Origin of the sequence: Streptomyces sp. NBC_00019, from assembly GCF_045041015.1 — a bacterium.
Classification (GTDB): domain Bacteria; phylum Actinomycetota; class Actinomycetes; order Streptomycetales; family Streptomycetaceae; genus Streptomyces.
Map to the genome: position 1 here is coordinate 9,564,804 of NZ_CP108302.1, position 12,793 is coordinate 9,577,596.

Annotated in this window: 13 protein-coding genes; 10 read left to right on the forward strand and 3 right to left on the reverse strand. The window is 70.9% G+C overall.

The window, feature by feature from the left end; genetic code table 11:
- Positions 1-228: 228 nt before the first annotated feature.
- The 8 genes from OHU89_RS44415 (at position 229) to OHU89_RS44450 (ending at position 8,069) form a co-directional block, all read left to right on the forward strand.
- A complete protein-coding gene (locus OHU89_RS44415) occupies positions 229-417 on the forward strand; it encodes a ferredoxin (protein ID WP_266884148.1) in 189 nt (62 codons plus the stop codon).
- A 5-nt stretch (positions 418-422) separates the two neighbouring features.
- Complete coding sequence (locus OHU89_RS44420) at positions 423-1,631, forward strand: NAD(P)/FAD-dependent oxidoreductase (RefSeq protein ID WP_405651238.1); 1,209 nt, start codon at positions 423-425, stop codon at positions 1,629-1,631.
- A gap of 11 nt (positions 1,632-1,642) precedes the next feature.
- Positions 1,643-2,455 (forward strand): acetoacetate decarboxylase family protein, encoded by an 813-nt coding sequence (locus tag OHU89_RS44425; protein ID WP_405651240.1) that lies wholly within the window; start codon positions 1,643-1,645, stop codon positions 2,453-2,455.
- A gap of 96 nt (positions 2,456-2,551) precedes the next feature.
- Positions 2,552-4,012 (forward strand): aldehyde dehydrogenase, encoded by a 1,461-nt coding sequence (locus OHU89_RS44430; protein WP_405651242.1) that lies wholly within the window; start codon positions 2,552-2,554, stop codon positions 4,010-4,012.
- Complete coding sequence (locus tag OHU89_RS44435; protein WP_405651245.1) at positions 4,005-4,931, forward strand: 3,4-dihydroxyphenylacetate 2,3-dioxygenase; 927 nt, start codon at positions 4,005-4,007, stop codon at positions 4,929-4,931. The genes OHU89_RS44430 and OHU89_RS44435 overlap by 8 nt, the downstream gene beginning before the upstream one ends.
- A gap of 10 nt (positions 4,932-4,941) precedes the next feature.
- Positions 4,942-5,787 (forward strand): fumarylacetoacetate hydrolase family protein, encoded by an 846-nt coding sequence (locus OHU89_RS44440; RefSeq protein ID WP_405651249.1) that lies wholly within the window; start codon positions 4,942-4,944, stop codon positions 5,785-5,787.
- Between the two features lie 37 nt (positions 5,788-5,824).
- A complete protein-coding gene (locus tag OHU89_RS44445; RefSeq protein ID WP_405651252.1) occupies positions 5,825-6,448 on the forward strand; it encodes a TetR/AcrR family transcriptional regulator in 624 nt (207 codons plus the stop codon).
- Positions 6,449-6,611: 163 nt separating this feature from the next.
- Positions 6,612-8,069 (forward strand): APC family permease, encoded by a 1,458-nt coding sequence (locus OHU89_RS44450; RefSeq protein WP_405651254.1) that lies wholly within the window; start codon positions 6,612-6,614, stop codon positions 8,067-8,069.
- A gap of 86 nt (positions 8,070-8,155) precedes the next feature.
- Here OHU89_RS44450 and OHU89_RS44455 read toward each other — a convergent pair whose 3' ends face one another.
- Positions 8,156-8,866, reverse strand: coding sequence for a type 1 glutamine amidotransferase (locus OHU89_RS44455; RefSeq protein ID WP_405651257.1), 711 nt, complete (start codon positions 8,864-8,866; stop codon positions 8,156-8,158).
- 116 nt (positions 8,867-8,982) lie between these two features.
- Here OHU89_RS44455 and OHU89_RS44460 point away from each other — a divergent pair, with 116 nt between their 5' ends.
- A complete protein-coding gene (locus OHU89_RS44460) occupies positions 8,983-10,473 on the forward strand; it encodes an aldehyde dehydrogenase (protein ID WP_405651260.1) in 1,491 nt (496 codons plus the stop codon).
- On the forward strand, positions 10,470-11,165 hold the full coding sequence (locus OHU89_RS44465; protein ID WP_405651263.1) for a gamma-glutamyl-gamma-aminobutyrate hydrolase family protein: 696 nt from the start codon (positions 10,470-10,472) through the stop codon (positions 11,163-11,165). The genes OHU89_RS44460 and OHU89_RS44465 overlap by 4 nt, the downstream gene beginning before the upstream one ends.
- Positions 11,166-11,173: 8 nt before the next feature.
- Here the strand turns inward: OHU89_RS44465 and OHU89_RS44470 are convergent, their stop codons facing one another.
- Together OHU89_RS44470 and OHU89_RS44475 are read right to left on the reverse strand one after the other, a co-directional pair.
- On the reverse strand, positions 11,174-11,878 hold the full coding sequence (locus OHU89_RS44470; RefSeq protein ID WP_405651266.1) for a response regulator: 705 nt from the start codon (positions 11,876-11,878) through the stop codon (positions 11,174-11,176).
- Positions 11,875-12,726: a sensor histidine kinase gene (locus OHU89_RS44475; protein ID WP_405651269.1), complete on the reverse strand. Its 852-nt coding sequence runs from the start codon at positions 12,724-12,726 to the stop codon at positions 11,875-11,877. The genes OHU89_RS44470 and OHU89_RS44475 overlap by 4 nt, the downstream gene beginning before the upstream one ends.
- Between the last annotated feature and the right edge of the window lie 67 nt (positions 12,727-12,793).

Below are 12,793 nucleotides of genomic sequence, written 5' to 3' on the forward strand. Positions count from 1 at the left end.
GACCCGGTAAGTCGTTTGGCTCCGAACGATATGAAGCGGTGTCTCGGCCCGCAAGGGGGTGGCCTCAAAAATTTATCCATCTGGACAGCTCTTGACCAGGGTCGAGCGGCTTCCTATGTTGTTTGAAGCCAAACGAGTCAGGAGTGTGGGCGCTCAGTGGTTCCCGCACCCCTTTGGCCCAGGGCCCGGCCGCCATCGGCCGGGCCCTCCATCCCCAGGAGGACCGCCATGAAGGTCGTCGTCGACATGAACAAGTGCCAGGACCACGGCCAGTGCGTCTTCGCCGCCCCGGACGTCTTCTCGCTGGACGACGACGGACACCTGCTCCACGTCTCCGACCCCGACGACGCCCTGCGCGACGAGGTCGAGGAAGCCGCCGACGTGTGCCCGCTGCAGGCCATCCGGATCGAGGGCTGAGCCCCATGACCGCACGCATCGTCGTCGCGGGCGCCTCGATGGGCGGCCTGCGCGCCGCCGAACAGCTCCGTGCCGCGGGCTGGACCGGGACGATCACCGTCGTCGGCGACGAACCCCACATGCCCTACAACCGGCCTCCACTGTCCAAGGAGGTACTCGCCGGCCAGGCCCCCTTCGCGTCCCTGGCCTTCACCCCGAAGCCGGCCGCCGCCGACGTGGAGTGGCGCCTCGGCACCGCAGTCACCTCGGCCCGGCTCGCCGAACGGACCGTCGCCCTCGACGACGGTTCGACACTCCCGTACGACGGACTCGTCGTCGCCACCGGCATGCGCCCCCGGCGCCTGGGCTGCCCCGGCCCGCGCACCGGCCGTCACACCGTCCGCACCCTCGCCGACGCCCAGGACCTCCGCGCCGAACTGACCCGCCCCGGCGCCCGGGTGGTCGTGGTCGGCGCCGGGTTCATCGGCTGCGAGGTCGCCGCCACTGCTGTAGGGCTCGGCGTGCGAGAGGTGACCGTCGTCGATCCGCTGCCCCTGCCCATGGTCGGACCCCTCGGCGAACTCCTCGGCCAGGCTTTGCTGAAGCGGCACGAGGAACGTGGTGTGCGCTTCGCGCTGGGCGCCGGAGTCGCCGGGTTCGAGGGCGAGGACCGGGTCACGGGAGTCGTGCTGAGCGACGGGACCGTGCTGCCCGCCGACGTGGTGGTCGAGTCGGTCGGTTCGGTCGCCAACGTGGAGTGGCTGGCGGGCAACGGGCTGGATCTGTCCGACGGCGTGCTCACCTGCGAGCAGTTGCGCGTCGGGGGCCGGCCGGAGGTCGTCGCGGTCGGCGATGTCGCCCGCTTTCCCAACGCCCGCTACGACGGGGTGCCCCGCCGCGTCGAGCACTGGTCGATCCCGACGGACACGGCCAAGCACGCGGCGAGGGCGCTGGCCGCGCATCTGACCGGCGTCCAGGCCGACTTGGCGCCCTTCGCGCCGTTGCCCACCTTCTGGAGCGACCAGCACGACTTCCGGCTGCAGTCCTTCGGAGCGCCCGTCCTCGGTCTCGGCGACGTCCGGGTGCTGGACGGCGAGCCGGACGGCGATGTGCTGGTCGGCTACCACACGGACGGCCGGCTGGTCGGCGTCGTGGCGCTCGGCGGCCACCGCGCCACGACGGGCGCCGCACGATACCGCGCCCAACTGCTCAAGCAGCCCGCCCTCACCGCGTAAGGAACCCCCTCATGTCCTCAGTTCGTGGCTACTTCTTTCCCAAGACCGCCGGCGGTGCCTCGTCGCTGATTCCGTCGCCGCCGTGGCGGTACTCCGGCGACCTGCTCACCGTGGAGTACCGGACCGATCCGGCGCGGGTGCGTGAACTGCTGCCCGAGCCGCTGGAGTTGGCCGACGAGGATCCGGGTGCGGTCGCCCTGATCTGGGCCGACTGGCAGTCGTGCTCCGGGGCCGGGGGCGAGCTGTTGGACCCCGTGCTCTCCCAGTACAAGGAGGCGTTCGCGGTCGTCCGCTGCAAGTACAAGGGGCAGACCTACACGCGCTGCGTCTACATCTGGGTCGACAAGGACTTCGCCATCGCCCGCGGGTTGCATCAGGGGTATCCGAAGAAGCTCGGGTCCATCCATCAGACGCGTCCGCATCCGTACGGGCCCGCGCCTCGGATCGAGGCGGGGGCGCGGTTCGGGGCGACGCTCGCTGCGGCGGACCGGCGGTTGGCGCAGGCCGTGGTGACGCTGCGGGAGCCTTCGGCGACGAACGGGTTCGTCAATGCGCATCCCATGGCTCATCACCGGTGGCTGCCGTCGATCGAGAAGGGGAAGGGGCTGGCGCTCGATGAGCTGATCGAGTCCGGGGCCTCGTCGGTCGAGGGCGGGCAAGCGTGGGTGGGGGAGGCGGAGTTGTCGCTTTTCGAGGCGCCTACCGAGGAGTTGGCGCGGCTGGAGATTCGGGAGCCGATCGCTGCGTACTACCGGCAGGTCGGGGTGGTTTGGGATGGCGGGCGGCTGCTGGAGGTCGGTACGTCGGAAGCGGCTGCGGGGTGAGGCCGGTGGGCTGGTGCAGGTCCGTTGTGGCTGGTCGCGCAGTTCCCCGCGCCCCTAAGTAGCTCATTTCCCCTCGTTTGAAAAGGAACCCCTCTCATGGCTGACAAGATCGTCGTCGCCGGTGTTTCCGTCGACGCCCGGCACTGGATCGGGGGCGAGCGCGTTGCCTCCGGCGGGACGTTCACGGATGTCTCGCCGATCGACGGCAGCACGATCGGTGAGATCGCCCGCGGCGGACCCGCCGAGGCCAGTAGAGCCGTCGCCGCTGCCAAAGCCGCCTTCCCCGCCTGGGCAGCTACTCCTCGCGCCGAGCGTGCCCGCATCCTTCATGCCATCGCCGATGGTGTCGAGAAGCGGATCGAAGAGCTCGCCATCGTCGAGACCACCGACAACGGTGCCCTTCTGCGCTCGCATCGGCGGGGAGTGATGCCGCGCGTCGCGCACAACTTCCGGTTCTTCGCGGACTGGTTGCTGACGCTGGACCACGAGGACTTCGAGACGCGCGGGCACACGAACCATGTGAGCTGGGACGCGGCCGGGCCCTCCGTGCTGATCACGCCGTGGAACGCGCCCCTGATGCTGGCCACGTGGAAGGTCGCGCCGGCCCTCGCGGCTGGTAACACCGTCATTCTCAAGCCCGCCGAGTGGTCCCCGCTGACGGCCTCCCTCCTTGCCGACATCGCCGCCGAGGCGGGGCTGCCCGCCGGGGTGCTGAACGTCGTCCAGGGATATGGCTCCGAGATCGGCGACGCGCTCACCTCGCACCCGGACGTGCGGCGGATCAGCTTCACCGGCTCGGTGCCGACCGCAAGGCGGATCGCCGGGTCGGCGGCGGCCAACCTCACGCCGCTCAGTCTCGAACTCGGCGGCAAGTCACCGCTGTTGGTGTTCGCGGACGCCGATCTCGACCTCGCCGTGGACCTCGCGGTGGAGCAGTACGACAACGCCGGGCAGGTCTGTCTCGCCGCGACGCGGTTCCTCGTCGAGGAGTCGGTCGTCGAGGAGTTCACGCGCCGGTTCGTGGAGAAGGCCTCCGCCTTGCGGCAGGGCGATCCTCGAGAAGAGGGCACCGACATCGGGCCCAACATCCACCCCCGTCAGCTGGAGAAGATCGACGGGTTCGTGCGGCGGGCGATCGCGGCCGGGGCGCGGGCCGTCATCGGAGGGCACCGCAACGACGGGCAGTACTACGCGCCGACCCTGCTCACCGACGTCGCCCAGGACAGCGAAGTCGTCCAGGAGGAGGTCTTCGGGCCGGTCCTGACCCTCCAGACCTTCGGCGACGAGGACGAAGCGGTCCGCCTCGCCAACGACACCCGCTTCGGGCTCGCCGCCACCGTCGCCACCGGCGACCCCGAGCGCGCCGCACGCGTCACCGCGCGGCTGGTGGCCGGCACGGTGTGGGTCAACTGCTTCTTCGTGCGCGACCTCCAGGCGCCCTTCGGCGGCTCCCGCCACTCCGGCGTCGGCCGGGAGGGCGGCACATGGAGCTTCGACTTCTACTGCGACCTCAAGAACACGGTCACCGCACCGAACGGATGGACCAACCATGGGTGAGATCGTCGGGGCGGGCCTTTTGGCCCATGTCCCCACCATCGTGCTCCCGGAGGAGGACCGGCTGGAGCTCAACGAGGGCAAGGAGATCACCCTTGTCACCGGGCTTCGCCAACTTCGCAGGGACGTCTTCGAGCGCGAGGACTACGACACCGTCGTCGTCCTGGACTCGCACTGGGCCACGACCGTCGAGTTCGTCGTCACCGCCCAGCAGCGCAGGGCCGGGCTCTTCACCTCCGAGGAGCTGCCGCGCGGCATGTGCCGGATGCCGTACGACTTCCCGGGCGATCCCGAACTCGCCCGCAACATCGAGAAGTTCGCCGACAAGCACGGCACCTGGATCACCGCGATCGAGGACGACTACCTGCCGATCTACTACGCCACCATCAACCTCTGGAAGTTCCTGGGGGAGGGGCTGCCGGACAAGCGGTGGGTGACCATCGGCGTCTGCCAGACCGGCGACATGGAGGACCATCTGCGGCTGGGGCGCGCGCTCGCCGACGGCATCGCCGCCACTCCGGGGCGACGGGTGCTGGTGATCGCCTCGGGCGCGCTGTCGCACACCTTCTGGCCGCTGCGCGAACTGCGGGACCACGAGTCCAGCGACCCCGTGCACATCTTCACGCCCCAGGCGCGCGAGGCGGACTCCGAGCGCATCGCGTGGTTCAAGGAGGGCAGGCACGACAAGGTCCTCGACACCATGGACGCGTTCTGGAAGTACCGGCCCGAGGCGAAGTTCTTCCACTACCTGATGATGGCCGGCGCCCTCGGCGAGCAGCGGTGCGTCGCCAAGGCCCGCCAATACGGGGAGTACGAGAACTCCATCGGCACCGGGCAGGTGCATCTGTGGTTCGACCGTCCGGCCGACGGCTGGACCGGCGAAGGACTGCCCGCTCCCCGTACCCCTCACAGTCGTCTCTAGGAGCCCTGTCATGCCCGAATACCGCCGCATCCTCCTCGACGGTGCCGCCGTCCAGGTCACCGTCGACGGGGACGAGCTCGTCGCCGGGGACGGCCGCCGCGTCAAGATCGACGAGGCGCAGCACCTGCCGCCGGTCGTGCCGTCCAAGGTGATCGCCGTCCACCTCAACCACCGCAGCCGTGTCGACGAGTTCCAGATCGACCTGCCCGACACCCCCACGTACTTCCACAAGCCGACCTCGGCCCTCAACTCCCACCAGGGCGCCGTCGTTCGCCCCGAGGGCTGCAAGTGGCTCAACTACGAGGGCGAGGTCGCCATCGTCATCGGGAAGACCGCGCGGAACATCTCCCCGGACGAGGCGGGGGAGTACATCGCGGGCTACACCGTCGCCAACGACTACGGTCTGCACGACTTCCGCGACACCGACGCGGGATCGATGCTGCGGGTGAAGGGCTCGGACACCCTCTGCCCGCTCGGTCCGGGGCTCGTCACCGACTGGGACTTCCACGGCAAGACCCTGCGCACATACGTCAACGGCGAGGTGGTGCAGGACGGTTCGACCGACGAGATGAAGTGGGACATGCACTATCTCGTCGCCGACATCGCCCGCACGATCACCCTCCACCCCGGCGATGTGCTGCTGTCGGGCACTCCGGCCAACTCCCGTCCCGTGCGGCCCGGTGACGTGGTGGAGGTGGAGGTGGAGGGGCTCGGCAGGCTCACCAACCACATCGTCACCGGCCCGACCCCGGTCCGCGCCGACGTCGGCGCCCAGCCCACCGAGTCCGAGGAGGTGTTGTCCACCGCGCTCGGCGGCGACTGGGAGTTCCGGGGTGTCCGCCCGCCCCGGAGGTGAGGTTCCCGCGCGGAAGTGTGCAGGTAGGGTCACCCGCATGACCGACTCCGCCGACGTCCCGAAGAGCCGAAGGGCACGCAAGCGTCCGCACTACGGCGAGGGGCGCGAGGCCCTGCTCAACGCCGCCGTGCGTGTGGTGGCGCGGGGCGGGCTGCGCAAGCTCACCTATCGGGCGGTCGCGGAGGAGGCGGGGGTCACCCACGGGCTGGTCGTGCACCATTTCGGGTCGCGTGACGCGCTGATCGAGGAGGCCCTCGCCCACACGATCCGTACCTCGTTGAACACCAGTGACCTCGAGCCGGGCACCGGCAGGGTCGCGGACTTCTCGAGCGGGCTGTCCCGGATGGTCACGGCGGATCCGGGCACCCAGGCGTTCCAGTACGAGCTGCTGCTGGAGTCCCGCCGTCGCCCGGAGCTGTTGCCGCAGCTGCGGGCGCTGTACGACGAGTACTTCGACGCCACGCAGCGTGAACTCGGCCGGATGCTGCCGTCCGGCGCGGACAAGGCGCTGACCCGGCTGGTCTTCGCCGCACTGGACGGCCTGGTGCTGCACCAGCTCGTCTTCGACGAGCCCGAGGTCACCGACGCCGCCCTGGAGCAGCTCCGCAATCTGTTGCGGCTGCTGGAAGCCGATGGCGGGAAGGCCGACGGCCAGACCTGAGTCGTGCTTTTCGAGGCCCCGGACGCGTTGAGTCCGGGGCCTCGTTTCGTTCCGGAAAAATCATCCCCCAACCCCTTGCCAGGTGGATAGTTCCGCACCACTATGAGGCAACTCGTTTGGCTCGAAACAATCCGACTCTCCCCCTTTCTGGCAGGTGATCCGTGTGGACAGTCAAACGGTCCGGTCACAACAGGCCGTGCAGGACGAGCCCACCGCAGGCCGGCTCAAGCCCAACTCCCTCGGCGTGCTGGGCATCCTCTTCTTCGTCCTCTCCGCGCAGGCGCCGCTGACCGGCATCGCCGGCGCCGTGCCCATCGCCGTGGCCATCGGCAACGGCGCGGGGGTGCCCGCCGCCTACATCGGGGCCGGTGTCGTGGTCCTGCTGTTCTCGGTCGGCTTCGTCGCCATGGGGCGCCACGTCGTGGACGCCGGCGCCTTCTACACGTACATCGGCAGGGGACTCGGCCGCCCCGCCGGCTCCGGCAGCGCCGGGGTCGCGCTCTTCGCCTACTGTGCGATCCAGGCCGCGATGTACGGGCTGTACGGCTCCATCGTCAGCGGTCTGGTCGACCACTACACCGGCCTGAACGTCGCGTGGTGGGTGTGGGTCCTGGTCACCATGGTGATCGTCCAGGTCCTCGGCGCGGCCGGGATCGAGATGGGCGCCAAGCTGCTGGCCGTGTTCGTGCTGGCCGAGTTCAGCATCCTGATCGCCTTCGCCCTGGTCACCCTCTTCAAGGGCGGCGGCCCCGAGGGGCTGGGCTTCACCGACAGTTTCTCGCCGGGCGCGGCTCTGCAGGGGGCGCCGGGTGTGGCCCTGATGTTCGCCGTGGCGTCCATGTTCGGCTTCGAGGCCACCGCCATCTACGGCGAGGAGGCGCGCGAGCCCCGCAGGACCGTGCCGCGGGCCACGTATCTCTCCGTCGTCGTGGTGAGCGGCTTCTTCGCCTTCACCTCATGGATGCTGGTCTCCGCCCACGGCGCCTCCCGGGCCACGGCCGAGGCGGGAAAGGCGCTGGAGAGAGGGGACGCCACCGGCTGGGTCTTCGCGCCGATCACCGCGCAGTTCGGCGACTGGGTCGCGGACGTCGGGCCGATCCTGCTGGCGACCTCCCTGTTCGCCGGCATCCTCGCTTTCCACAACTCCGCCAACCGCTACCTGTTCTCCCTGGGCCGCGACGGCCTGCTGCCCCGCAGGCTCTGCGCGATCAATCGCCGTCACTCCCCGTGGGCGGCGGGTGGTGTGCAGACCGTTCTCGCCGTGCTGTTCGTCATGCCCTTCGCCCTGCTGGGCAAGGACCCGGTGCTGAGCCTCTTCTCGTGGTTCAGCGGGGTGGCCGTGCTGGCGATCATGCTCCTGTACTTCCTGACCTCCGTGTCGGTGATCGTGTTCTTCCGCCGCGAGCGGCTGGACACCCGCCCCTGGAACACGCTGATCGCCCCCGTGCTGGGCGCGCTCGGTATCGCCGGTGCGATCTGGCTGATCCTGGCCAACTTCACGACCCTCATCGGCGGTGACGCGACCACGGCGACCTGGCTGGAGCTCGCCGTCCCGGCGGTCCTGATCCTCGGCGTCATCGCCGCCCGCGTGACGCGCGACAGGGCGACGGCCGCCGGCTGAGGCCACCACCCCGCGGTGCGGCCGGCGCGGTTCCCCTCCCCAGGACCCGAGCCGGCCGCACCCGATCCACGGTCCGCGCGACGACCTCAGCCGGCCGCGCTCGCCACCTGGTCGAGGAAGCCGTCGACCAGCCGCCGGGCGCCCGCCCGCGCGGCCGGTTCCAACGCCCGGCTGCGGGCCAGGAGTTCCTCCGGGTCCACTCCATGCCGTACGCACTGCTCCGCGCCGCCGTTGTCCAGCCAGCCACGCACCGTCCCGGTGGTGATCTCCGGATGGAACTGCACTCCCAGGCTGCGTCCGGCCCGGAACGCCTGCGCGCACACCGGGTTGCGTGCCACCTCCACGGCCCCGGGCGGCAGCAGGCAGCGGTCGTGGTGCCACTGGAACCAGGGGCCGCGCCCCACCAGGCGGGGATCGTCCGTCTCCACCTCCACCCAGCCGATCTCCGGGCGCGGTGACGCCTCGACCGAGCCCCCGAGCGCGGTGGTCAGCGCCTGTGCGCCGAAGCAGATGCCGAGCACCGGCACACCGAGGTGATGGGCCTTGCGCAGCAGGGCGAGTTCGCCGCCGATCCAGCTGCCTATGGCGTCCTCGTCGTACACCGACCACGGTGCGCCCAGGGACACGATCAGGTCCCAGTCGTCCGCGTCGGGGAAGTCGAAGGGCACGTCCGGGGCGTGGTGGCGCGATTGCGGTACGACGGTCAGGACCGTGAGGTCGTATCCGTGCTCGGTCAGCCGCGCGCCGACCTCTCCGGGTTCCGTGACGTGTTCGTGCCGGACGACGAGTGCGCGCACTGTGCGTTCCGTTCCCCGGGGCCCGCGGACCTGCCGGATCGATCCCGTGGGGCCTTGTGGAGGCTCCGCGGCCATCATATCGTTTGGATTCAAATAATCACTCTGGAGGTCTCCGCATGCCGGCCATCACCCACGAGGAATGGCAGCGCCGCGCCAAGTCCCTGGACCTGTCCGGCGCGCATCACATCGACGGCGCCGACGAGGCCGGATCGGGAGCGGCCTTCGCCGCCGTCTCGCCCCGCGACGGCCAGGTCCTGACGCAGGTCGCCGACGGGGGCGCCGCCGAGGTGGACGCGGCCGTGGCGGCCGCCCGCCGCGCCTTCGACACCGGCCCGTGGCCCCGCCTGGCGCCCGCCGAGCGGGGCCGGATGCTGATCCGGATCGCCGATCTGCTCCAGGAGCGACGCGAGGAACTGGCGCTCACCGTCAGCCTGGAGATGGGCAAGCCCATCACCGACGCCCATGGGATCGAACTGCGCGCCGTCATCAACACCTTCCGCTGGTACGGGCAGTTGGCCGACAAGCTGACCGACGAGTCCCCGCACAGCGCGCCCGACGCCCTCGCCCTGGTCACCCGGGAACCGGCCGGTGTCGTCGGCGCGGTCGTGCCCTGGAACTTCCCGCTCACACTGGCCGGTTGGAAGGTCGCCCCGGCACTGGCGGCCGGCTGCACGGTCGTCCTGAAGCCCTCGGAGAACTCCCCGCTCTCCGCCCTGCTGCTGGCCCGGATCGCGACCGAGGCCGGACTGCCGCCCGGCGTGCTCAACGTCGTCAACGGCGCCGGCCCCGTCACCGGCCGCGCCCTCGGCCTCCACCCCGACGTCGACGTCCTCGCCTTCACCGGCTCCACCGCGGTGGGCCGCCACTTCCTGCACTACGCCGCCGACTCCAACCTCAAGCGCGTCTGGCTCGAACTCGGCGGCAAATCACCCAACATCATCCTTCCCGACGCCCCCGACCTGGAGAAGGCCGCCGCCACCGCGGCCTGGGGCATCTTCTTCAACCAGGGCGAGATGTGCACCGCCCCGTCCCGACTGCTGGTGCACTCCTCGATCGCCGAGCGCGTCACCGAGGCGATCGTGGCCCGGGCCCGGGAACTGCGGGTCGGCGACCCGCTCGACCCGGCGACCGAGATGGGCGCACTGGTGGGCGAGAGCCACCTGGAGCGCGTCCTCGACCACATCGGCACCGGCCTCCAGGAAGGCGCACGACTCCGCGCCGGGGGCGCACGCACACGGGCCGACACCGGCGGCACCTACCTGCAGCCCACCGTCTTCGACGCGGTGGACCCCGGCATGCGGCTGGCCCGCGAGGAGATCTTCGGCCCGGTGCTCTCCGTCCTCACCTTCGACGACCTGGACGAGGCCGTACGACTGGCCAACGCCACCGAGTACGGCCTCGCCGCCGGCCTGTGGACCTCCGACCTGACCACCGCCCACCAGGTCTCCCGCGCCCTCAAGGCGGGCACGGTCTGGGTCAACTGCTACGAGGAGGGCGACCTCACCGTCCCCTTCGGCGGCATGAAGCAGTCCGGCAACGGCCGCGACAAGTCCGCCCACGCCATCGAGAAGTACACCGAACTGAAGACCACCTGGATCCAGCTGTGAGCCGACCCCTGATAGCGATCCCCGCCCGCTTCTCCGCCACCACCTCCGCCCTGCGATACGCCGCTGAGGTCAACGCCCGCGCCCTGATCGAGGCCGTCTGGCGGGCCGGCGGCGAACCGGCGGGCATCCATCCCGCCGCCACGGACGTCGCCGAGCGCCTCGCCCGCTTCGACGGCGTCCTGCTTCCCGGCGGCGGCGACCTCGCCCCGCACCGCTACGGGGCACGAGGAGTCCATGACAGCGTCTACGACGTGGACGAGACGCAGGACGCCTTCGACCTCGAAGTCGCGCGGCACACAGTGGACCTGGGCCTGCCCCTGCTGGCGGTCTGCCGCGGCCTCCAGGTCGTCAACGTCGCCCTCGGCGGCACCCTGGAGCAGGACATGGGCGGCCCCGACGGCGAACACCGGCACGTCGTGCACCCGGTGGCCCTCCAGCGGAGCACCCTGCTGGAGCGGGCCACGGGGGTGGAGAAGGTGGAGGCGTCCTGCTACCACCACCAGCGCGTTGACCGCCTCGGTGCGGGACTGGCGGTCACCGCACGCGCCGCCGACGGCACCGTGGAGGGCCTCGAACTCCTCGGCGCCCAGGGCTGGTTCACCGCCGTCCAGTGGCACCCCGAGGACACCGCCCACGAGGACCCCGCCCAGCAGGGCCTCTTCGACGCCCTCGTACGAGCCGCCCGTCAGTGACACCGGGCTTACCGGCCGGAAGACCCGCCCGTACCGGCGCCGCCCGGTCTGACCAGCCCGGTCTCGTACGCCAGCACGACGGCCTGGGCGCGGTCGCGCAGGGTCAGCTTGGCGAAGATGCGGGCCACATGGGACTTCACCGTGGCTTCGCTGAGGGTCAGTTCGGCGGCGAGCTCGGTGTTGGACAGGCCGCGGCCCAACAGCGCCAGGACCTCCAGCTCACGGGGTGTCAGGGCCGAGAGGTCCGCGGGAACGGCGGGGGAGTGCGCGGCGCTCGAGGCGAAGCGCTCGACCAGGCGTCGGGTGATGGACGGGGCCAGCAGGGCGTCACCCGTGTCGACCAGCCGTACGGCCGCCGCCAGGTGCTCGGGAGTGACGTCCTTGAGCAGGAAGCCGCTGGCCCCGAACGACAGCGCCGTATAGACGTAGCGGTCCAGGTCGAAGGTGGTCAGGATCAGCACCCGGCACTCCGGGGCCTGCCGGAGGATCAGGCGGGTGGCCTCCAGGCCGTCCATCACCGGCATACGGATGTCCATCAGGACGACGTCGGGCTTGAGTTCGCGCGCCCTGGCGACCGCCTCCGCACCGTCGGCCGCCTCGCCGACCACCTCGATGCCGCGCGCGGTCAGGATCAGCCGGAAGCCGGTCCGGATCAGTGTCTGGTCGTCGGCGACGAGCACCCGGGGAGCCCGCCCGTCCGGGGCCGCCGTCACGACGGGTCCAGGGGGATGCGCGCCCGGACCCGGTAGCCGCCGCCGAGCCGGCGCCTGGCGTCCAGGTCGCCGCCGTACACCGCGACCCGCTCCCGCAGGCCGAGCAGTCCGCGGCCGGTGCCCTCCCGGTGTCTGCGCGTCGCCCGTGCGGGCGGGGCGCCGGTCAGCACGCTCGGGCCGGTGTTGAGCACCTCCACGCGCAGCGCGTGGTCGGCGTAGCGCACGGTCACCTCGGCCTTGCCGCCGTCACCGTGCCGGAGCGCGTTGGTCAGCGCCTCCTGGACGATGCGGTACGCGGTCACGTCGATGCCCTGCGGGAGCGGGCGCGGTTCCCCCGAGACGCGGACCTCGACGGGCAGCCCCGCGAAGGAGACACGATCCACCAGTTGACCCAGACGGTCGAGGCCGGGCTGGGGGGACAAGTCCGCCACGGCGTCCGCCGGAGCGTCCTCGTCCGCGTCCTCACCGCTCTGCGAAGGCGCCAACAGCCCCAGGAGATGCCGTAGATCGGTCATCGCGCCCCGCCCCGCGTCCTCCACGGCCCGCAGAGCCGTCACGGCCTCGTCCGGCATCGTGGCCAGCACCTCGCGGGCCGCTCCGGCCTGGACGACCATGAGGCTGACGTTGTGACTGACGATGTCGTGCAACTCGCGGGCGATACGGTCGCGTTCGGCCGCGACGGCGGCCTGCGAGGCGCTCTCGCGCTCCCGCTCCAGCAGCCAGCCGCGTTCCCCGACGGCCGCCTGCCAGCGGCGCCGCACACGCACCAGTGCCACGGTCAGACACAGCACGGCCGCGCACGCCGCTCCCAACGCCGCTCTCAGCCCGTCCGGTTCCCATTCCCCCACGGAAGTCACCATGGCAGACGATCACCGGGTCCGCATCGGCCTGTGGATGCAGGAGCCTGCATCCCCA